The 21,332-nt window shown below is 48.0% G+C and carries 18 protein-coding genes, 1 pseudogene and 2 riboswitches; of the genes and pseudogenes, 4 read left to right on the top strand and 15 right to left on the bottom strand.

The features are described 5' to 3' along the window. Positions 1 to 145 precede the first annotated feature (145 nt). Positions 146 to 631, top strand: coding sequence for a CcdC family protein (locus tag PAEAM_RS19245; protein ID WP_176873064.1), 486 nt, complete (start codon positions 146 to 148; stop codon positions 629 to 631). Positions 632 to 750: 119 nt separating this feature from the next. Here the strand turns inward: PAEAM_RS19245 and PAEAM_RS19240 are convergent, their stop codons facing one another. From PAEAM_RS19240 to PAEAM_RS19210, 6 genes are all read right to left on the bottom strand, one after another. After that, on the bottom strand, positions 751 to 1,764 hold the full coding sequence (locus PAEAM_RS19240; protein ID WP_076215938.1) for an NADP-dependent oxidoreductase: 1,014 nt from the start codon (positions 1,762 to 1,764) through the stop codon (positions 751 to 753). Between the two features lie 174 nt (positions 1,765 to 1,938). Further along, positions 1,939 to 2,685, bottom strand: a complete 747-nt coding sequence (map, locus tag PAEAM_RS19235) for a type I methionyl aminopeptidase (protein WP_036607489.1) — start codon at positions 2,683 to 2,685, stop codon at positions 1,939 to 1,941. A gap of 561 nt (positions 2,686 to 3,246) precedes the next feature. Then, a complete protein-coding gene (locus tag PAEAM_RS19225; protein WP_100528613.1) occupies positions 3,247 to 3,522 on the bottom strand; it encodes a hypothetical protein in 276 nt (91 codons plus the stop codon). Next, the gene (locus PAEAM_RS19220; RefSeq protein WP_036672183.1) at positions 3,523 to 3,771 is read right to left on the bottom strand and encodes a hypothetical protein; all 249 of its coding nucleotides are present in this window, start codon (positions 3,769 to 3,771) and stop codon (positions 3,523 to 3,525) included. A gap of 160 nt (positions 3,772 to 3,931) precedes the next feature. Further along, a complete protein-coding gene (locus PAEAM_RS19215) occupies positions 3,932 to 4,753 on the bottom strand; it encodes a serine/threonine protein kinase (RefSeq protein ID WP_133120462.1) in 822 nt (273 codons plus the stop codon). A gap of 135 nt (positions 4,754 to 4,888) precedes the next feature. Beyond that, the gene (locus tag PAEAM_RS19210) at positions 4,889 to 5,575 is read right to left on the bottom strand and encodes a hypothetical protein (RefSeq protein ID WP_053061335.1); all 687 of its coding nucleotides are present in this window, start codon (positions 5,573 to 5,575) and stop codon (positions 4,889 to 4,891) included. A 545-nt stretch (positions 5,576 to 6,120) separates the two neighbouring features. Here PAEAM_RS19210 and PAEAM_RS19205 point away from each other — a divergent pair. Continuing rightward, positions 6,121 to 7,074 (top strand): L-lactate dehydrogenase, encoded by a 954-nt coding sequence (locus PAEAM_RS19205; RefSeq protein ID WP_036607494.1) that lies wholly within the window; start codon positions 6,121 to 6,123, stop codon positions 7,072 to 7,074. A gap of 163 nt (positions 7,075 to 7,237) precedes the next feature. On the opposite strand, the gene PAEAM_RS19200 is transcribed toward PAEAM_RS19205, so the two are convergent. After that, a complete protein-coding gene (locus tag PAEAM_RS19200; RefSeq protein ID WP_100528611.1) occupies positions 7,238 to 9,946 on the bottom strand; it encodes a PAS domain-containing hybrid sensor histidine kinase/response regulator in 2,709 nt (902 codons plus the stop codon). A gap of 679 nt (positions 9,947 to 10,625) precedes the next feature. Between PAEAM_RS19200 and PAEAM_RS19195 the strand changes: the two genes are divergently transcribed. Next, positions 10,626 to 11,186 carry an acyltransferase gene (locus PAEAM_RS19195; protein WP_100528610.1) on the top strand — a complete coding sequence of 187 codons (561 nt, stop codon included), beginning with the start codon at positions 10,626 to 10,628 and terminating at the stop codon, positions 11,184 to 11,186. Positions 11,187 to 11,279: 93 nt separating this feature from the next. Here the strand turns inward: PAEAM_RS19195 and PAEAM_RS19190 are convergent, their stop codons facing one another. From PAEAM_RS19190 to PAEAM_RS19170, 5 genes are all read right to left on the bottom strand, one after another. After that, a complete protein-coding gene (locus tag PAEAM_RS19190; RefSeq protein ID WP_036672186.1) occupies positions 11,280 to 12,014 on the bottom strand; it encodes an ABC transporter permease in 735 nt (244 codons plus the stop codon). A 1-nt stretch (position 12,015) separates the two neighbouring features. Then, positions 12,016 to 12,732, bottom strand: a complete 717-nt coding sequence (locus tag PAEAM_RS19185) for an ABC transporter permease (protein ID WP_036672187.1) — start codon at positions 12,730 to 12,732, stop codon at positions 12,016 to 12,018. After that, entirely contained in the window at positions 12,729 to 13,643 is a 915-nt protein-coding gene (locus PAEAM_RS19180) for an ABC transporter ATP-binding protein (RefSeq protein WP_036672188.1), read from the bottom strand. The genes PAEAM_RS19185 and PAEAM_RS19180 overlap by 4 nt, the downstream gene beginning before the upstream one ends. Positions 13,644 to 13,728: 85 nt before the next feature. Then, positions 13,729 to 15,258, bottom strand: coding sequence for a HAMP domain-containing sensor histidine kinase (locus PAEAM_RS19175; RefSeq protein ID WP_243391407.1), 1,530 nt, complete (start codon positions 15,256 to 15,258; stop codon positions 13,729 to 13,731). A 26-nt stretch (positions 15,259 to 15,284) separates the two neighbouring features. Further along, complete coding sequence (locus tag PAEAM_RS19170; RefSeq protein ID WP_017690959.1) at positions 15,285 to 15,968, bottom strand: response regulator transcription factor; 684 nt, start codon at positions 15,966 to 15,968, stop codon at positions 15,285 to 15,287. A gap of 226 nt (positions 15,969 to 16,194) precedes the next feature. On the opposite strand from PAEAM_RS19170, the gene PAEAM_RS19165 reads away from it, so the two are divergent. Next, positions 16,195 to 17,955, top strand: a complete 1,761-nt coding sequence (locus PAEAM_RS19165; protein ID WP_100528608.1) for an alpha-glycosidase — start codon at positions 16,195 to 16,197, stop codon at positions 17,953 to 17,955. A gap of 183 nt (positions 17,956 to 18,138) precedes the next feature. Here the strand turns inward: PAEAM_RS19165 and sdaAA are convergent, their stop codons facing one another. From sdaAA to PAEAM_RS19150, 3 genes and pseudogenes are all read right to left on the bottom strand, one after another. Further along, the gene (gene sdaAA, locus PAEAM_RS19160) at positions 18,139 to 19,116 is read right to left on the bottom strand and encodes an L-serine ammonia-lyase, iron-sulfur-dependent, subunit alpha (protein WP_100528607.1); all 978 of its coding nucleotides are present in this window, start codon (positions 19,114 to 19,116) and stop codon (positions 18,139 to 18,141) included. Then, positions 19,106 to 19,795 carry an L-serine ammonia-lyase, iron-sulfur-dependent subunit beta gene (sdaAB, locus tag PAEAM_RS19155; RefSeq protein WP_074093257.1) on the bottom strand — a complete coding sequence of 230 codons (690 nt, stop codon included), beginning with the start codon at positions 19,793 to 19,795 and terminating at the stop codon, positions 19,106 to 19,108. The genes sdaAA and sdaAB overlap by 11 nt, the downstream gene beginning before the upstream one ends. A gap of 136 nt (positions 19,796 to 19,931) precedes the next feature. Further along, positions 19,932 to 20,068, bottom strand: a riboswitch (glycine riboswitch). Positions 20,069 to 20,072: 4 nt separating this feature from the next. Then, a riboswitch (glycine riboswitch) is annotated at positions 20,073 to 20,197 on the bottom strand. A gap of 135 nt (positions 20,198 to 20,332) precedes the next feature. Then, positions 20,333 to 21,332: pseudogene (locus tag PAEAM_RS19150) on the bottom strand (collagen-like triple helix repeat-containing protein); the annotation flags it as partial.

Genomic DNA, 21,332 nt, shown 5'->3' with positions numbered 1-21,332 from the left:
TGTGAATACATATCGGGTATATGATACACTAAGCTTTCTATCGGCTTTCTGCGTTTGTGATATAATAGGAACTGAAAATTCCGGCAATTCGTATTGGGTTCCGGATCTCCGGATAACATATTATTCCAGAAAGAGGGAGTTCTACGTGGCTCAAATCAGTCCGTACTACCTGCAAATCGGAGCAACCGTGGGCATGCTTGTCATGGCACTGCTTGCCATCTTCATCCGCATGAAAGCCAGTCACAGACCGGTGACCATTCGTAAAATCCTTATTCCTCCGCTCGGCATGAGCACAGGATTTCTCATGTTTGTTGTACCGGAGACTCATGTTCCTCTACTCTGGGCATTCATTGCGTTTCTGGTGGGCTGGTTCCTCTTCTCCTATCCCCTCATTCGCAGTACACGGTTTGAACGAGTAGGTGAAGAAATTTTTGCCACACGTTCTCGCAGCTTTGCTTTTATCTTGCTTGGATTGCTGGCCGTACGCCTGATCCTGCATGAAGTCATTCAGCGATATGTAAGTATTCCGCAAACAGGCGGATTGTTCTTCCTGCTGGCTTTTGGCATGATTGTACGCTGGCGTGTATATATGTACAAACACTACAAAGAAGTGCTGGTCGCCGAACACTAGTCACCTACATAGACCACGCATAGATTTACAGATAAAAAAGACACGTTCTGCTGCACCCTCGGTGTGCAGAACGTGTCTTTTCATTTTCAACCTAATTGTACATGTAAACCATTCATTATCTATTCAGGATCTGCAACCTTAACCAGTTGCTTGCCCAGATTATCTCCCGAGAAAAGACCCATGAATGCTTCCGGCGTCTGTTCGAACCCGTCCACAATGTTTTCTTCATACTGGATATGACCTTCCTTGATCCATTTCGCCAACTTGGCGCGGCCTTCCTTGAAGGATTTCGTATAGTCACCCAGCAGGAAACCTTTCATTAATGCTGTATTTGTTAACAGCAACGTCTGTGGTCGCATCCCGATATCCGGTTTCTCCAGATTATAGGACGAGATCTGACCGCATAACGGAATACGTGCATTCCGATTGATGTGGCGCAAGACTGCATCCGAGATGTCCCCGCCCACATTGTCAAAGTAGACATCTACACCGTCCGGGCAAGCCCGTTCAATGGCCGCTGACATATCCTGCTCCTTTTTGTAATTCAACACCACGTCGAAGCCCAGCTTTTCTTTCAAATAAGCGCATTTCTCATCAGAGCCTGCAATACCAACCACGCGTGCTCCCACAATTTTACCAATCTGACCTGCAATCATGCCTACCGCTCCGGCTGCTCCCGATACAACAACCGTTTCGCCGTCCTTCGGTTTGCCGATGTCCTCCATACCAAAATAAGCCGTCAGACCCGTCAGGCCCAGCGCACCCAGGTAAGCCGTGATTGGTGCTTCTTCGGTATCAATTAGCGAAAGATCAGCCGTATTCACTGCGGCATATTGCTGCCAGCCCCACATACCGGATACGAGGTCACCTTTGCGCAGATTCGGTTCCGAAGATTCCACAACCTGTCCAATGGCTCCACCCTTAATCACTTCATTTAACGCGTACGGTGCAGCATAGGATTTTGTATCTTTCATGCGGCCCCGCATGTATGGATCAACCGACAAATATAATGTACGTACCAGGACTTGCCCAGCTTCCGGTTCAGGAAGAGGTGCATCAATGAAGTTGAAATTCTCTCTGGATGGGGCACCTTCGGGACGAGAAGCAAGTACGATCTGTTTATTTAAAGACACCAAAATTACCTCCTTGTTGCCAAGTGGACGCAAGGTTAACCCTTGTCAGCTGAGATCACTTACCACTGGCTCTGTGTTATCACTTCTTAATAGTTTAAACCGAAACAGGCGGTTCACAAACGTGGGCCGCCTTGAAATATGCAAATATCGTCACATTGTAGCTGCTTTTGGCTATTATTGTGCTGTCAAAATCACTGGACCATCCGCCGTAATCGCAATCGTATGTTCATACTGGGCAGACAGACTTCCATCCAAAGTACGAGCAGTCCATCCATCTGAATCCAGCTTACTTCGGAACGTACCAATATTCAGCATCGGTTCGATCGTAATAACCATGCCTTCCTTGAGACGCGGACCCCGATGAGGCGGACCGTAGTGAGGGACTTGTGGTTCCTCATGCATCTTCTCACCAATGCCGTGTCCGATAAACTCACGCACAACCGATAGGCCTTCACCTTCTGCATACACTTGAATCGCATTGGAGATATCTCCGATCCGGTTGCCCACCACGGCAAGTTCAATGCCTTTGTACAGAGAGTTTTTGGTTACATCCAGCAGATGTTGTGCTTCCGGAGTCACTTCACCTACAGCATATGACCAAGCCGAATCCGCCAGCCAGCCATTCAGATTAACCACCATGTCGATTGTAACGATATCGCCGTCTTTCAATGCATATTTTCCCGGAAACCCGTGACAGATCACATCATTAACCGACGCACATGTCGCATATTGGTATCCGTTATATCCCTTTTGTTCCGGCGTAGCGCCATTTTTCTTCATAAAAGCTTCTGCAAACTGGTCGATCTCCTGTGTCGTAATGCCTGGACGAATCATCTTTGCAATTTCTCTATGGCATGCGGCGAGAATTTCTCCGGCTTTTTTCATATATTCAATCTGTTCTTTGGTCTTTATTGTAATCATAACAACTACTCCTGTCCGTTAAAATCTTATCCTGTCCTCTATTGTAACGCTAAACACTCAAAATAAAAAATTCCGCGCAATCAGCAACATCCTATTATACGCCAAGCTCCTGTCCATTGAATACAATTATCCATGAAAAAATCGAAACCCCTTCTGATCTAGCCACGTATATGCTTAAAACAATTGAAGTCGAAAGGGTGAAAGCTCATGTTCAAAAAGATTATCGGCAAACTTATCGATTCCAAATCTTCATCTCACCGCAAACGTCATAGCTCCTCAGACAGGCGCTCATATAAACGTCACAGCAGCTCCTCAGGCAAGCGTTCCTACAAGCGCTATTCTTCTTCAGATGTGAAATACCGGGATAGCCGTAGTGGCTCCGGGTATTACAAAAGCAGAAAATATAGCTCCAGCTAAGCGGCTTTCACGACTGCTTTTAAAGAGTAATGATCACACCAGCTTATTGGACCCTACAATAAATGAATATGTAATAAAGGGGTGTTCGCTAGCCATACACACGGCTAACAGAACACCCCTTTATTGTTTCTATATAAGTATGTATCAATTTTGCTGATTTTGATGTCTTAATGCTTCAATATAGCAAATTCGCTTATCCAGGGAGAACGAATAATACACTTTAAATTTATCAACTAATATCCGGTACGTCCCTTGCCAGGATGGTTCCTGAGCTGGCATGGATTCCGCCATGACAGCCACTTTCATCTCAATTCTTCGAACTAGTTCAATCTTATAGAGCTTTGTCTCTTCCTGAGTAAAACGAACACTTCTGATTTGAGCGAGAGCCTGTCTTGCTGAAGGTGTCCACTGGATCAACATCTATAAATTCCCTTTTTCAATTGCGTCAATTATATCATCTGTAGAGTAGACCCTACCCGAAGAAATATCTTTTTTGGCTTGCATAATTAAAGCTTTGAGCTCCAGATCACTTTCTATTTCTTCCTGAACCACGTTTTCCAGCGGCTTGATTAAATAATGCTTACCTTCAATATCCACAATGGTGTCTTTTTTGCTATGAAACCATGTTTTGAATAATTCGGCATGATCGCCTTCCAGTTTTTTAAGCATAAGATGAATCGCCTCCTTCAACGTGTAATTGTTATCCATTATATCATTTAACCCACTGTTTTGATACGTTTTGCATTTTCAGCAAAAAGGAAAAAGACCCCTGCAGATATAATACGAAGAGGTCACAGATAACAAATATAGGTCCGCCTATAGAGCTTATTCATTGTAATTTCAGCAACACATTCTCAATTTCTGCCTGTAACTCCATCGCTCCGCCTTCATAACCTGGACGGAGTCCAAGGAGTCGCTCCAGCATCTGGTGCAATTCCGGCGTAAGCTTAAGTTCCTCCTGCCAGCTGGCGGGTTCACGGCCCTTCTCTGGCTCATAAGCCGAATACAGCATAAAGAGAAGAAAGTGGCCGATATCCTGCAAATCATGATCCGGTGTAGCCGGTTCATCTTCAGGCTCAGGGACTTCACGCATACGTCGCTTTAGCTCCGGCAACAACGGCTCCCCCAAGCGTCTCGCCAGGCCAAAGTCAATCAGATGCACCGTCCCTTCACGTAAAATAACATTGGGAATTCGCACATCTCCATGAATATATCCCTGCTCATGCACATGAGCCACTGGAGCCAGCAGTTGACCTGCCAATTCCACACATTCCCGCTCCGTATATCGAAGACCTTGCTCAAATATGCAATCTTCCAGCGTCTGTCCACGAATATACTCGGTAACGATATAACTTCGTCTCCCGGATGTGAACACATCCAATAGATCAGGGATCGCTGGATGATGCAGACGTCTCATCACGTCCGCCTCCCGCTCCAACAGGTGCGCAGAGAGTCTGCCCTTGCTAGGTTTGGACTCCTTCAATGCCACTTCCCTGCCGTTCTGGTCATCTGTACACAGGTATGTCAGCCCATAGCTCCCCATACCCAGCAATTCCTGTATTGTATAACGCTCAGCAATGGTCGTGCCTTTCCGCCGAGGACGATCCGTCCATAGTCCGAGCAATCTTTGCCAACTTCGTCGCAGCTCCACAGATCCTCCCACGCCAGCTTCCTAATCCACTCAGTCTTTATCTATACTGAGCAGTTCGTTGCCAGTCTTCATGTTGTATGGAGCTTATTATATCAGGCCCATAATGCAAAATCACGATGGGTAAATGCCTGTTGCTCAAGCTTCCTTATGCTTCTTGGGCAGGAACCCGAACAACATACGCAGGGATACTCCTTTGGGTTTGCGTTTTCTTCCCTGGAAACTGCGCAGATTGGTTACGAGTTCACGATCCCGCTCCTCTTCCAGCTTCTCGTTCATCCATAGACGCTGTTTCTCCATCTGTTCCTGAAGCGCCATATGTGTCTCCGCCAGATGCTGAAGGGTCAGCTCCAGTTCATCGACCCGCTGTTGCAGCAGCTGTACCCGATCATCCTGCTGTTGTTCTACAGCACCATAAGTCACCTCACTTACCAGTTGCCCCAGACCTTCATAGGATCTCAGATTACCCATTATTTCAGGTTCTTCAGGGAGTACAGATGACATGACTGTCGCTGCACATTCCGCCTCTGACAGACCTTCAATTCCCACCACCGGTACATCCACCTCTACTACAGCTACAGGTGCTTCTGGAGCCAATACAGTCACCACAGCATCAGCCAAGGGTAGATTATGCTCTCTGAGTTCAGTCATCAGCCGTTCAATGCACTCGATGTCGTCGGACTTGAATAGTCTGGATTTGTTGGCTGACCGTTCGAACCGGTATCCCTGTTCTTCCAGTGCCGCCGCATATTTACGAAGAGTACTGGCACCTATGCCCAGGCTCTTGGCCGTTTCCGTCGTTGCTCCTGCTTCTTCAATCATCATTAATTCCCTCCCGGAATGAAGTCTTTTGGGAATCAATTTCATAATACCTTTAGTGAGTTATGAAATTGATTCTTGAATAAAAACATTATGGCTTCAGCGTTCCTTTATGGAACCGTCATCGGATCGGGGCAACCTGTCTCATGGATCAAGTATGCTTATCTTTTGCTTGTCCGTATGTATTCGTCAGCTTCTCGGCAGATCCCTTTGGCGGTTTTGTTCTGTTTCTGCGGATTCCTAAGAAGTTTTGTCAGGTATATGATCCGCACAAATAACCCCCAATCCGACAACGAGCATGAATGCTGTCATGTCGAATGACACAGGTGCAAACGCCGTCAAATCTTATGATTATGGATTATTCATGTCAATTTTGTTAACTCCGTTACTCCAATACGCTCCCGCGATAGCGGATATCATTGCTGCACAGCTTTTTCATGTGTTATCTTATGTAACGTAGAAGTGGATTCCAGCATAAAATAAAGGACTATACTTAACATAGGACGCATGAGTAACGGATAAATATCAATCTAAATGGGGGCTGAACGGCAGTGTTAGGCAAATCAGGCAAAGTAGCGGTGATCGGGGCGGGTCTTGTCGGTTCGAGTTGTGCGTATTCCATGATTAATCAATCGATATGCAGGGAAATTATGATGGTGGACCGGACGTATGACCGTGCTGTAGCACAGGCACTGGATTTTTCCCATTGTATGGACTTCACACATAACCGCACCAAGGTATATGCAGGCACGTACGCCGATTGTGGCAATATGGATGTTATTATCTTAACTGCCGGGGCAAATCCCAAGCCAGGACAGACACGGCTGGATATTCTGGAGGAAGCGGAATCGATTGCCAAAGACATCGTGGTCCCGATCATGAACAGTGGATTTAACGGGATTTTTGTCGTCGCTGCCAATCCGGTTGACATAGTAACTTATATGGTATGGAAATTATCCGGCCTCCCGCGCGAACACGTCATCGGTACAGGCACGTCCATTGACTCTTCACGACTCAAAACACTGCTGTCTGAAGTCTTCTCCATCGATCCACGAAGTGTGCATGGTTATGCTCTCGGGGAGCATGGAGAATCCCAGTTCGTGGCCTGGTCCCATGTGACCATTGGTGGCAAACCGATTATGCACATTATGGATCAGCACAAGGAGCGCTTCAAACATCTGGATCTGGAGGATATCGCACGCAAAACAAAGGATGCCGGCTGGGAGATCTTTACCCGTAAAGGCTCTACCCAATTCGGGATCGGCAACGCCCTCGCGCATATCACTCGTTCCATCCTCAATGACGAACACAAGATCATCGCCGTATCGGCTATTCTGGACGGAGAGTACGAGCAACACAACGTCTGCGTCGGTGTTCCTGCAATCATCGGTGGCAATGGCATTCAGGAGATTATCGAATTGAATCTGGATGCAACGGAACGTGAGAAATTCAACAATTCCTGTGAAATCCTATCAGGTAACATCAATCGTCTGACATTGGTATAAGCCATTCGTATACAACTCCACTTTGTATGCTTCAGCTCAACTTCAAAAGCCTGCCAACGCAACATGCCAATAAGACTCCTCGCATGGAGTGTTATTGGCATGTTTGCGTTTATTATTTTTCACAGCCAGATGAATCAATTTCATAATTGATTTGAGTAGTTGTTCAATTTGGTGCAAGCTGAGGTTCGTCCCTTGGCCCCCACTGCTGTAACACCCGCTTCAACTCACTCAGCATAACCGGTTTGCTAATAAAGTCACGCATACCAATCTCCAGACAAGCTTCCTTATCTTCACGTTTGGCATTGCCTGTAACTGCGATGATTGGAGGTATGCGATCCTGTGGAATTAGGCGGTGTAAAAGGTCTGTCGCCTTCAGTCCATCCATCACAGGCATATGAATATCCATCAGGACAATATCATAAGCATTCTGAGAGATGGCATCAATTGCCTCCACACCATTAGTACATACATCTGCGTGGTATCCGAGCTTCTCCAGATATTCTCGCAAAATCTTCCGGTTCACCGGATGATCCTCCGCCACCAGAATACGCATGGCCACCTTATCACTTTGACGTGTGCGATCATGATGGAACTGACTTGCTGTCTGTTCTGCTGAAGCATCTACACTCGCCGCAGGAACAGCAAACCGGAAGGTCGAGCCTTCCCCTTCTATGCTCTCGACACTGATACTGCCCCCCATGATCTCCACGAGTCGCTTGGAGATGACCAGTCCCAGTCCGGTACCACCATACTTCCGGTTAATCACCGGGTGTAGTTGAGAGAAGGACTGAAACAACTGATCCAGCTTGTCAGCGGGGATGCCAATTCCCGTATCTTGCACCGCAAAATCAAGAACACTGTCTTCAGGCTTTCTGCCCTTGATAATATCCACGGCAACCTCAATACTTCCCTGATCTGTGAACTTGAGCGCATTTCCAACCAAGTTCACCAGAATCTGCCGGATACGTATGGCGTCACCAACCATGAACTCAGGAATGCTTGGATTGAGACGATATCTGATCTCCAGATGTTTCTCATCTGCACGCGGTTTAAACAGTTCGGCAACCTGTTCCAGCATCTTGCGTAATGCAAATGGTTCATAAGCCAGTGCCATTTTCCCGGATTCCAGCTTACTGAAGTCCAAAATATCATTAAGGATGTTCAGCAGAGCATCGCCGCTGTCTCGAATAATCTCGGCATATTCACGCTGTTCTTCCGATAAATCGGTACCGATCAACAATTCTGTCATCCCCACGATCCCGTTCATCGGTGTCCGGATCTCATGGCTAACCATCGACAGAAATTCCGACTTGGCCTGAGCTGCCAGCTCAGCTGTCTCTTTGGCACGTACAATTTCACGTTCGCCAGTCACATCATTAAATACAACCACCGCGCCCTGAATCTGTCCCTGTTCAATAATCGGCGTCACCTGATACTGCACCAGAAAGCTGCTGCCATCTTTACGCCAGAACACATCTTCCTTGATTGAACGTATCTGTCCATCCAACACGGTCATGTGGATCGGGCATTCTTCTTGTGGCAAATGACTTCCGTCTGCACGGGTGTGATGGATGATGGGATGTGAGTTTTTGCCAATGAATTCTTTCGCCTCATAACCGAACATCGAAGCTGCTGCTGGATTCATAAACATGGTGATTCCATCCGCATCCAAACCAAATATTCCTTCCGTAACCGTGTTGAGAATCAGCTCATGTTGCTTGCTGAGCTCCTGAATCCGTTCCGTGTATTCCTTGCGCTCGGTAATATCGGACACGATCCCATAGACGCCCACCATTTCCTTATCCACAATAATGGGCACATTCGTAACAGATACTTCAATCTTCCGACCACTTGAATTGACGACTCGGGTCTCATAATATTGCGGTTCGCCTTGCTTCACCATGTCAAAATAATGTTTGCCATGTTGCACTTCGCATTTATCCAGATTGGATAAAAAAGATTGGCCAATAAGCTTATTGCGCGGAATATCCAACATTTGCACCAGTTTGCTGTTCACTGCGCTGTATTTACCTTCCAGATTCAATGAATACACAGCTGCCGGGTTATGTTCGAACAACGATCTGTATCGCTGACGGCTTTCCCGAAGACGTCTTTCCGCATCCTTATGCTGGGTGATATCCCTGCTGATGCTTACAATCTGGACACTCTTGCCACGCTCTCCAGCAACAGGTTTCGCCAATGTCTCCATCCAGATATAATGTCCCTTCTTGTGCAACACACGCATCTTGCAGCCATTGCCGATCTTGGAAAGATCCATAGGGTCCGGATAATCTCCCGAATAACAATAATCCTTGAAGGACTTACCTATGACTTCCTCCGGCTTATAACCCAGCAAGGTGTACACGGAAGGGGAAACGTATAACAACTCGCCATCCGTAGCACAAGTTGTAATCAGATCTTGTGCATGGTCAGCCAGCACCTGATATTTCTCCTGTGCCTCCTTAAGCTCACGTTGCACTTCCAGGATATCGGTAACATCTTTGGCAATGCCATAGATTCCTACAACTTCTTTTCCCTCCGTTATAGGCACATACGTTATCTCTGCCTGTTTCAGGGAACCATCTTTATGATAAAAAGTAATGGGATTACTGACTGAACGTCCAGCCAGTACCTCTTTAATGTATTGTTTGCGTGAATTTTCACTGTCCGGAGGACAGATCTCACTCTGATTCATACGAATCAAGTCATCCAGTGTATACCCAGATATCCGCTCTACCGAGGGATTAGCATCAATATAGTTTCCATGGATGTCCATTACATAAATGGCATCCGGATGGTTAAAAAACAGTGATTGGTAAGAACTTCCCTCAGAAATAATGCGCTTCAGGGTTTCCGTTTTATTAATATCCAAGGCTTACCCCTCTTTTCTCAGCCAATATCTTCATCTAACAGGAGGGATTAATCATCCCTTACAAAAATGGGCCTACCCTCGAATAACCATGTAAGCCTGCCTAGAAACAGCTTTTTTTATTTTACCAGATTCTCGTCTCATTTTGCTTGTAATCTATGGTTCAATTCACATGATGTGTGAGGTAATACTTGGAATTTTGATTTACTTAGGAGGTGCCTGCAAAGGCAGACATTTTATACAAGGATCAAATTAAGCCTCTAACAAGCTTGAAGTTCAAGTCCAAGTCAGCCGATTCTGGCGGATGGCTAAACGATTTTCTAAAGAACCCAGGACATCTTATTTGGCGTCCATGTGCCCTTTGTAAATTTTAAGGAACATCAGACACGTTAATCTCCATAATCTCCTGTTATATACGCTGCAAACGGTTGTTTCATTGGATATAACATGTCTCAGGTTCCTTAGATTGCTGAGATCACTTCAAATCCTTGAATAGTACTCCTCAGGTTCGTTAGGGAGTTGAGAGGATGAACCCGACCCCCACCTGAAACAAATTTTCTCAAAGAAAGAGAGATAAGCCGCTCTTATGATGCCTCGATATAAAATTAACGATACATTTTGTATCGAAAAGGCTATAATCTTTAAAAAAAGTTTTTTTGATTACGGAGAGGACGGATGAATCATGCTGCCCAACAGAGTTAAAATTGTTTACGGTAAACTAAGAGGTTTGGCCATCTTTGGTAAAATTCAGCCCTCTATGGGCCTGCTGCCACGAATCAGGGGTAAGGTTTATCTGAATAAATTGGGTGATTTGCAGGTAGGAAAACGACTTAACATCATAGGAAAACCTTGGGGAACCCAGTTAACGGTGGTCAAAGGCGCGCGATTAACGATTGGCGATGACGTCATGATTAATGCAGGTGTGGGGATTGCCGCTAACGTTGAAGTGACCATCGGCAATAATGTCATGATTGGTCCTCGAACAAGCATATTCGACAGTGCCTACCACCGGATTGACTCGCTGGATGACGGGAGCCAGACTGCCAAGCGGATTGTGATTCATGATAATGCCTGGATTGGTACAGGCGCGCTTATTTTGCCCGGAGTGACCATTGGCAGAAATGCAGTTGTGGCAGCAGGAAGCACGGTAACCAAAGATGTACCCGAAAATACACTTGTAGCCGGGGCACCAGCCAAAATCATTCGGGAGTTAACCATTCATGATGGGTGGGTCAGACATTAGAAAAAATCCTCCTGAAGCCTACATACAATAGAGCTTGCATGTTTTGCTTAAAGAGGATTTTGATCTACGATAACCAAGGGTGTAACGGATTTTTCAGATTTCTTTTTTTGCAAAATACATCATGCCGATTCCAATGAAAATAACAGCACTGCCTCCAACAACCGCCAGCATTGTGATCAGTGGAACATTGTAGGCTCCGAAACCTGCGCCGTCCACTGGTGTCATCAGAATCATCGGTTGTGCCCATGGATAATACGGCCCATATGTCGCCGAGTTTACAATGAGAATATTCGGTATGGTCAATGCAAAATTCAGTGCGAGCGGTGCGGCAAAGCTGCTCCACACCAATGAAACGAACATCTGCAGGGCAGCCAGGGGTATACAGGCCAGCAAGCCAAGCAGCAGTTTACCTACCAAGAATCCCCAAGGTACTGGCATCGTAATGCCGTGAAACATGCCTGCCAGCAGAATGGACATCAGCAACAATACTTGCGTGCCCGCCAGAAGCATGAGTACAATCGTCAGTTTACCTGCATATACACCTGAACGTGTGAGCGGTAAAACCAGCATCTGCTTCCACCCTCCACCTGCATGTTCGAAACGGCAGACAAAGGACGTAAACACACCAGTAAGCATCGGTAACAATAACAATCCGTGCAGGAAAACCATCGTGGTCATCAATACCTGCCAATTTCCCGATGGCGTGGACAACAGTCCGATGAGCAGCGCAATGAGTGGACTCAGCAGAATCAGGAGCCATATGGGCGATTTGCTCATTTTCAATCGTTCAGCGGACAAGATTCGGAAGTACGTTGTCGCAAAGCTCATATCAGGCCACATCCTTCCGGCTAAAATGCATCATACCCAGCAACAGGATTAATAACCCTAGACCTGCCCCCATGCCTGCATACAGGTATGGATTAGGCCCATTCCAGGCCATCTGTGCCCATGCGAGCGGAAAGATTGGTGAGATACTGAGTGAGAACATACCCGTTATCGCGAGAACGATGCCCAGGGTGACGGGAAGCGCCTGATTTTTGTTAACCATCGTGAGCCACAACTCCAGTGACAACACCGGAAGTGCACCAGCCAAAGGCAATAGACCCAGCTTGATCGCATGTGTCCAAGGTATTTCGCTGGCATGGAATCCGAGGATCAGACCCAGACCTACAATGCCTGCGGTTAAGAGCAGGCAGGAGATCACCAGCAGCACACAAGCAAGCAGGAACTTGGCTAAATACACGGCTGGTCTGGGAATGGGCATCGCGAGCAACTGTTTCCACGATCCCTGTTCATGCTCAACATTAGCGATCATGGAGCTGAGAATGGTTGCTCCCAGCATCAGAGACAAGGGCACAAAGACAACCACATTGCCCAATAATCCGCCCCACAGGTTATCTGCATACTGCTCTTTCAGATAGTCCAGCCGTAAGCCAAAATTAAGCGCCTGCATCGCTGTCAATCCAAGAGGGGCCAGAAAGACAAGAAACCAGATCCCTTTCCCCCGAATCTTGAGCCAGTCTGACGATAATGCACGCCCGGTCATATGGAAGCCCCCTCGCCAATGACCCGCATGAACAGATCTTCCAGCGACTGACGCTGTTCCTCTACACGATACACATCATGATCCTGCTCAATTAATCGGCGCACAAGCAGTGCCACTGAACTGTTATCCATATAAGGAAAAGTTAATGCAGAACCTTGTTGCTGACCAAATTGGCCCTGTTCTCTCGCCAGCTTCATAGCCTCTTCCGGCTCGGAAACCGTTAATCGGATAGAGCTACCCGTCTGACTATGCAGACTTGCGATGGTATCCTGAAGCACCATCTTGCCTTCACGGATAATACCAACACGACTTGCCATCTGTTCGACTTCACTCAGCAAGTGGCTGGAAACCAGAACGGTAATGCCATGTTCCAGCGGCATGCGTTTGATCAGTTCCCGAATCTCCTGAATACCGGCAGGATCAAGCCCATTCGTTGGTTCGTCCAGAATCAGCAGCTCTGGTTCACCCAGCAAAGCGCTGGCAATACCCAGACGTTGCTTCATCCCAAGGGAATACCCCTTCACTGAACGTTTGGCATCCTTGGTCAGATCTACAATGGACAGCACTTCAGCAATTCTGGATTTTGGTACATTGATGATGCGGCGCAAAGTTTCCAGATTCTCTACTGCGTTCAGATGGCCGTAATAGGACGGGTATTCGACCAAGGAACCCACACGGCGCAAAATATCCATGCGATCCTTGCGGATATCCTTGTCGAAGACACGGATCACACCTTTGGTTGGTTTAATCAAGCCGAGAAGCATGCGAATCGTTGTTGTTTTGCCGGCGCCGTTGGGACCGAGGAAGCCGTAGATATCTCCCTTTTTAATATGCAGATCAAGTTCACGGACCGCTGCACGGTCCCGGTATGTTTTCCATAGATTAGCCGTTTGAATAATATTTTCACTCACTGTATGATCACCTCAGAACTATCGTAACCTTCCAAGGTTAAAGCCAAAGTAGTCTCTAGTTTAAGTTTAGTTTAAAAAAGCTAATTCAGCGGTTTGTTGTTTCCCTGTTTCCCTTACCACTGTAGATATATGTCTGGACACCCGTATCGGAACTTTCTACCCGCTTGCGCAGACCCATCTCACGAATCAACAGGTCTACAATGGATAAGCCTAGACCTGTGCCTTTTGTGTCGGAATTCTGTTGCATTCCCGGACCCCGATCCTGAATAACGATGGCCGTCTCACCCTGAATCTCCTGAGTAGATATACCAATATATTTCCCGTTGGCGGCATGACGGATCACGTTTTGGAACAAATTATCAAGAATACGGCGCATGCCCTGTTCATCCATATGCCAAATCAACGGTTCCTCTGGCAGGTCAATATCAATATCGAATTGCTCTTTCTCCCAGACCGGGTACCAGGCGGCCGCCGTTTCCCTGACGATCCGAAGTATATCTTTCTCTTCCAGCTTCAGTGTATATTTCCCACTTGTGAGCAAATTGTAGGATAACATGTTGTCAATGAGCCCGCCGAGGTCCTCCATCTTTGCTTCCATGCGATGTAATGAACGGTCACCTTGCTCGCTCAGCTCTTCCTTGTGCAAAGCATGCATATGTCCACGAATCACCGTTAGCGGGGTGCGCAGATCATGGGAAAGCCCTGCAATGAGACGTTTGCGCAATTGTTCTTCTTCGCGTTCACGGTGGCGGCTGTCGGACAGTTGATGCACCATCTGATTGAAGGATTCCTCTAGTTGACCAATCTCGTCTGTCCGGCGGATATCTACCGGAAGCGGGAGACCTTCCTTGCCTGTGGTCATCATGGCCGTCTGCAACCGAATAAGTCGTTTGCGAATGCGTGCGAAGAAGAGAATCGACATAATGATAAAGATCAGAAAGATGAGGGTCATTACGATACCAAGATACAAGAGTTCCATCGGCCAGTTACTCTGATTCATTTGCAGAAGTGACCGTGGCACTTCAATGATCATGAATCCCTGTCCTTTGTCCTGCTCAGCTCCGCCAATATATGCAACTACGGTCAGTGGATCGCGAAAAGAAGCTTCTTTCATGAATTGCACCGTATTGTTTACATTCCATAAGGCTGGAATTCGGGTCTCTGCCGTTTGCCCGGAATCCAGTGACCATCTCAATGTCGTGTCTGTCCTGCCATCCGGCGACGTGGATTTCAGAAGCGTTACATCTTCACTACCGAGAATAAAGAGGGTCTCACCGCTCGCTTTCACACGATACATGGAAGCTTTGGGATACGAGCCATGTAATTGCTCCAACCGGGCCTTAATCTCTTCATCCGAAGCACCATCCAGGTTCTTCGCTTCATGTGACCAGAGGTTACTGATCTTAGTAACATCACCGTAAGGCGCGGCGTGGTTCATATTCGTGTCCGTGTTATTCACTACAACAATATATATAACGGATATGATCGGAAGTACAACGGGCACAAATAATACAGCCGCCAAGATCAGGAGGATGTATCTGGACATCAAGGACCGCCCAAAGCGAAGCTTGCGCCGCCCGGATTGCTTTTGCTCCATGCTTCGTTCTCCCTTCATGATCTTCCGTTCTCTGAACAACCGAATCATGGCTTCTTCACACGATATCCCACACCACGGACCGTCTGAATAACTACAGGATTGGCCGGATCAAGCTCCAGCTTTTCGCGTAGATGTCGAATATGTACCATTAAAGTTTTGTCCCCATCCAGATAGGGCTCGTTCCAGACGGCTTCATAGATCTGCTCTTTGGTTCGAATCATGCCCATATGTCGTAGCAGGTAGGCGAAGATGTGGAACTGTTTTCCCGATAAAATAATCTCATCTCCCGTCTCCTCATTGACGATCCGGTTGTCCTTCTCATAGATGGAGAGATGATCCAGCTTCAGGGCTGTATCCGATGAGACCGCTGTTCCTGCCTTACGCAGTTGTACTTCAATCCGGGCAGCCAGTTCATCGGGGTGAAATGGTTTGGTCACATAGTCATCGGCAAAATCAAGACCGTGCAACTTATCGTCAATGGACGTTCTGGCCGAGAGCATGACAATGGGCACGGCGGGATGTTCTTTTTTCAGTCGCTGGCCCACCGTAAATCCATCCAGCCCAGGCAGCATGACATCAAGAATAATGAGTGAACAACCGACAGCAGCCTCCGCTGCACCTTCACCACTGCCGAGCCATACCACCTCATAACCGCGCTCCTCCAGATCGGCTCTGACCCAAGTCGCAATTTCCGTATCGTCTTCAATATATAACAGTTTGGTTTTCATCCGAATATTCGTTTCCTTTCTGCCCCCATTGGGTTAATGATATATCTGAACATCTTCATGATAAAAGCTGTCTATAACATATGGATTCATGTCTTGTTGAAACAATGTTGAAGCCTTTACGTTACCACACATGCTAATTATAGCTTATCCATTACCTTGGGTAACGTCATATCCATCAAGTCTACCAAGTACATACTAGTTCTACACCTGACGGGAGGAAATCATTATGTTGCTGGAAGCTATTTATCATCAACCGAAACGAAACTGGGCCTATGCCTATGACCAAGATACAATCCATCTGCGCCTGCGTGCCAAAAAGAATGATCTGACCGAGGTACATGCCCTGACCGGGGATAAATATGCGTGGGATGCAACCAAAGCGCTGGTTCCCTTAACAAAGTTCACCTCTGACTCCATGTTCGATTACTTCGAGGGTGAGGTGAAACCTCCCTACCACCGACTGAAATACTCTTTTCTGCTCAAAAACGGAGACGAACAGATCTGGATGACCGAGACGGACTTCCAGGAAAAAGAACCGGACGATCCGGGTCGTATGTTCCAGTTCCCTTATATTCATGCTGGAGCTGTATTCACACCCCCTGCATGGGTTAAGGATGCAGTGTTCTATCAGATTTTCCCTGAACGATTCGCCAACGGCAACCCGGATATTAGTCCGGAAAAGGTAGAGCCGTGGGGTGGTGAGCCGACACCTTTCAATTTCTTCGGCGGTGACCTTCAGGGCGTAATCGACCATCTGGATTACATCAGCGATCTTGGCATTAATGCGATCTACTTCACCCCCATCTTTGAAGCCACCACCAATCACAAATACGATACCGAAGACTACCTGCGGGTAGACCGGCACTTTGGTGACGCAGATACCGTGAAACGACTGGTCGAGCTGTGCCATGCACGCGGAATTCGCGTACTTCTGGATGCTGTGTTCAACCATTCCGGGAAGACATTTGCGCCGTTTGTAGATGTACAGAAGAACGGAGAACAATCCAAATATAAGGACTGGTTCCATGTACATGAATACCCGCTGGACGTGAAGGACGGCATTCCTACGTATGAGACCTTCGGATTCGAAGCGCATATGCCAAAGCTGAATACGGAGAATGCTGAGGTTAAGGCCTATCTGCTGGAGGTTGCCGAGTATTGGATCAAGGAAGTAGGTGCGGACGGATGGCGGCTGGATGTGGCAGACGAAGTGGACGATGCATTCTGGCGTGATTTCCGCCGTGTAGTCAAAGCGGCTAATCCGGATGCCTATATTCTGGGCGAAGTATGGAACGAGTCTTCCTCCTGGCTGCAAGGCGACCAGTTCGATGCGTCCATGAACTATCCGTTTACCGATGCCGTGAATGCATTCTTTGTGAAAAATACGATGCACGCCGAACAGTTCGCAAACTCCATCGGGCGACAGTTATCCCGTTATCCGCTTCAGGCCAGCGAAGTGGCGTTTAACTTGCTGGACAGCCACGATACCACGCGGCTGCTCACGCTGTGTGAAGGCGACCAGCGCAAGATGAAGCTGGCTGCGTTATTCCAGTTCAGTTACATGGGTGCTCCGTGCATCTATTACGGAGACGAGATTGGCATGGATGGCGAACATGATCCGGGTTGCCGTAAATGCATGGAATGGGATGAAGCAAAGCAGGACCGAGAGCTGTTCGACTTTTATCAGAAGCTGATCTCCCTGCGTCATGCTCATCCTGCCCTGCGTGCAGAAGGCACCGTTCGTTTCCTGCAGGCTCGTCATGATGGCAGCCAACTGGTATTTGAACGGCAAAATGAGGAGGAACGCATTCTGGTTCTGTTCAATCGATCAGAAGAGACGGCTATTGTCGAGCTGGAGGCTGGTGACGAGGAATGGACCGAGTTATTCGGCGGAAACCATCGTACTGCCAAGGAAGATGGCGTACTCGCCATTGAATTGCCCGCGTATGGATATGCCGTACTGAGTACGGCTGTGAGCCAGAACTAGAGTCATAATACACATTCATCTGAAGTCAAATATAAGTATCCTAACTTCGCTTCATCTGGTAGCATAAAACAAGCGTCCTGCATAACCCGGATTCGGGTTCGCGGACGCTTGTTTTTGTATTTTTGTATTCGCCGTTATACATCATAATGTCACTGATTTATATATCGGTGGTCCCGGTTCAGCTTAAACCTGAGTACCCTTGTCCACTTGAGCATTGTCCGCCCCACTTGTAGTTGTGTCAGAATCCGCTGGTTTCGACTCCTGCTCAGGCTCGGCACGCTTTGCCTTTGGTTTAGCCAGCTTTTGCATCATTTTGCGGCCTGTTGGCGTCTGGGCCAACCCGCCTTGGGCTGTCTCCCGATGGCGGCTCGGCATCGCACTGCCTACTTCCAGCATGACATCGATGACTTCGTCTGACGGAATGGCACTACGCACTCCGGCCAGGGCCATGTCAGCCGCAGCCAGCGCCGTAACTGCACCCAGTCCATTACGGACGATGCACGGGATTTCAACAAGGCCTGCGACCGGATCGCAGATAAGGCCCAGTGTATTTTTTAACGCCAAACCAACGGCATGAACAACCTGTTCCGGTGTACCTCCACGCAGTTCAACCATGGCACCCGCAGCCATGCCAATAGCGGAACCCACTTCCGCCTGACAGCCACCTTCGGCACCGGAGATAAATGAATTGTTGGCAATAACATAACCAATCGCCCCCGCACAGAACAACCCGTTCACCAAATGTTCGTCCGTCCAGCCAAACCGCTCCTGTGAGCTAATAAACACACCCGGGATAATGCCGCAGGAACCGGCTGTTGGTGTTGCCACGATCCGGCCCATGGAGGCATTCACTTCAGATACACACAGGGCATACGCCATGGCAAGTGCGGAAGCATCTCCCGAGCAAGTCTCACCCTTGCGAATGTACTCAGCCATTTTTTTGCCGTCTCCACCTGTTAATCCACTGCGTGATGTCGTATCTTCCGTTAACCCTTTGCGTACCGCTTCCTTCATCACCTGATAATATTCAGACATCTGCTTCACAACATCCGCTTCCGGTGTATTGGTCTCCTGAACCTGCTCCTCGATCATCAGCTGAGCAATGGTTTTGGATTCTGCTGTACAGATCGTATTCAGTTCGTGCAAATGTTTAAACCGCATCCGAATCAACTCCTCTCTTCAAATCAATGACACGAATGTCCAATACATGGTCCAGCTCCCTTAGACGCTTGAGCATATCAGGATTAGGCACACCATCCATTTCCATCGCGGTAAGCGCTTCGCCATCACGGGCTTTCCGGTCCACCTGCATATACCCGATGTTAACCCCGGATGAACTGATCGTGGACGTTACCGATGCAAGCACCCCTGCTTTGTCCGCATGTCGCAGAACAAGTGTTGGAAACTCACCACTAATCTGAACACGAAAATCATTCATCGAATGCACGGATACGCTTCCACCACCAATGGATGCACCGATTAAGGAGCAGGCACGTTCTCCATGCCACAACTCAATTTTGACCGTATTTGGATGAGGAGCAGGTAGGCCACTTGTATAAAACTCAACCTCCATGCCCGCTTCCTCTGCGTATTGCTCTGCATCCGGGATACGCGGATCGTCTGTGACATAATCCAGCAGACCACCGATCAGTGCCAAATCTGTTCCGTGCCCCTGATACGTATCTGCAAATGAACCGTACAGCGTCAGCCGGGCACGATCTGGCGTACATCCCAGCCACTGACGAGCAATTCTTCCTAACCTTGCCGCACCAGCTGTATGTGAACTTGAAGGCCCCGTCATCGATGGACCAATAATTGAGAAAACATCTTTAAATCGCACTTGTAACCCTCCATTATTAATCATGATTCATATTTGTAAAATGTATTCGTCATTTCGATCCAGGAGTTTCACCACAATGTCCCTTATTTAGATATGATGACATCAAAAAAGGACAGAAGAAGGCCTTAGGCCCTCTCTCTGTCCTCGATACCTGAGAGTTTCACGATCAGCAGTGTCTCACGACAAGGGTGAACTGCCTGCGATTACAGACAAGTTCACCGGGCTGACTGATCATATACCCCTTGGGTGGCGCAGTTCGCGCACTCTCCAGAGTTGCGTCCAACGATGGTACATTTACCTGAGAGATTAACCACTGCGCCGGGTGCACAGCAGCTTGCTCCTTCGGTGCCTGAACACTAGCCATTGTGCTCGGCTAATCCAGGTCTCTCCCGCTCGTTATCATCCGCTGTATTTATTTTAATTCGATTCGAATTGGTACATTTCTAAATTTTTGATCAAGTATACCCATAGAGTAATGCACAATATCATATATGTCAACAAAAGTAACGTGTAATTACCATAAGTCCGATGTCTATTTTAACTGAAGCGAATAGCATTAATATTTCTCACTTCCGCTGAGGCACTCGTGACGTTACTAGTTGTCGTAAATTCAATACTTACTGTATATACGTTAGTAGTTGTTGCAGGAGCAGTATCCACGTAGGTGTTGGAAGAAAGAAACCTCAACGTTCCCGAAGCATTACCGGTTCGTGAGAGCTGCAATTGATTAATTAGAACTCCGTTACGTCTCAGGTTAACGTTATATGCGATACTCCAGTTAGACCCTACAACTACCGCTACTTGTGTACTATTATCGATTTTCACGCGTTGACCTGCCACCACGGGTACATTAAGTGTCTGAATGGTCGTTTCACCGGTCAATGGAAGAGCCAATGCCGCTGTCTGACTGTTAGCAAACAAGGAAGAATCCGCAGGGGCAGAAGCTGCTGTCGATCCAGTAGCTCCTGTTGCGCCAGTGGCTCCGGTCGTTCCCGTTGCTCCCGTTACACCAGCCGTCCCGGTTGTTCCCGTCGCACCTGTCGCACCTGTAGCCCCAGTGACTCCGGTCGCTCCCGTTGCTCCCGTTACACCAGCCGTCCCGGTTGTTCCGGTTACGCCTGTTGCACCTGTAACCCCTGTGACTCCGGTCGCTCCCGTTGCTCCCGTTACACCAGCCGTCCCGGTTGTTCCGGTTACGCCTGTGGCACCTGTAACCCCTGTGACTCCGGTCGCTCCCGTTGCTCCCGTTACTCCGGACGTCCCGGTTGTTCCGGTTACGCCTGTGGCACCTGTAACCCCTGTGACTCCGGTCGCTCCCGTTGCTCCCGTTACTCCGGACGTCCCGGTTGTTCCGGTTACGCCTGTCGCACCTGTAACCCCAGTGACTCCGGTCGCTCCCGTTGCTCCCGTTACACCAGCCGTCCCGGTTGTTCCGGTTACGCCTGTCGCACCTGTAACCCCTGTGACTCCGGTCGCTCCCGTTGCTCCCGTTACTCCGGACGTCCCGGTTGTTCCGGTTACGCCTGTTGCACCTGTA

Source organism: Paenibacillus sp. GM1FR (assembly GCF_002803315.1).
GTDB lineage: Bacteria > Bacillota > Bacilli > Paenibacillales > Paenibacillaceae > Paenibacillus > Paenibacillus amylolyticus.
The sequence above is the reverse complement of the archived record's forward strand: the minus strand, read 5'-3'. Positions and strand labels throughout refer to the sequence as shown.

Bases quoted from the DNA above. Each gene is read 5' to 3' on its own strand.
- map (WP_036607489.1), bottom strand. From the start codon at position 2,685: ATGATTACAATAAAGACCAAAGAACAGATTGAATATATGAAAAAAGCC.
- PAEAM_RS19225 (WP_100528613.1), bottom strand. From the start codon at position 3,522: ATGTTGATCCAGTGGACACCTTCAGCAAGACAGGCTCTCGCTCAAATC.
- PAEAM_RS19220 (WP_036672183.1), bottom strand. From the start codon at position 3,771: ATGCTTAAAAAACTGGAAGGCGATCATGCCGAATTATTCAAAACATGG.
- PAEAM_RS19210 (WP_053061335.1), bottom strand. From the start codon at position 5,575: ATGATGATTGAAGAAGCAGGAGCAACGACGGAAACGGCCAAGAGCCTG.
- PAEAM_RS19195 (WP_100528610.1), top strand. From the start codon at position 10,626: ATGCTGCCCAACAGAGTTAAAATTGTTTACGGTAAACTAAGAGGTTTG.
- PAEAM_RS19190 (WP_036672186.1), bottom strand. From the start codon at position 12,014: ATGAGCTTTGCGACAACGTACTTCCGAATCTTGTCCGCTGAACGATTG.
- PAEAM_RS19185 (WP_036672187.1), bottom strand. From the start codon at position 12,732: ATGACCGGGCGTGCATTATCGTCAGACTGGCTCAAGATTCGGGGGAAA.
- PAEAM_RS19175 (WP_243391407.1), bottom strand. From the start codon at position 15,258: ATGAAGGGAGAACGAAGCATGGAGCAAAAGCAATCCGGGCGGCGCAAG.
- PAEAM_RS19170 (WP_017690959.1), bottom strand. From the start codon at position 15,968: ATGAAAACCAAACTGTTATATATTGAAGACGATACGGAAATTGCGACT.
- PAEAM_RS19165 (WP_100528608.1), top strand. From the start codon at position 16,195: ATGTTGCTGGAAGCTATTTATCATCAACCGAAACGAAACTGGGCCTAT.
- sdaAA (WP_100528607.1), bottom strand. From the start codon at position 19,116: ATGCGGTTTAAACATTTGCACGAACTGAATACGATCTGTACAGCAGAA.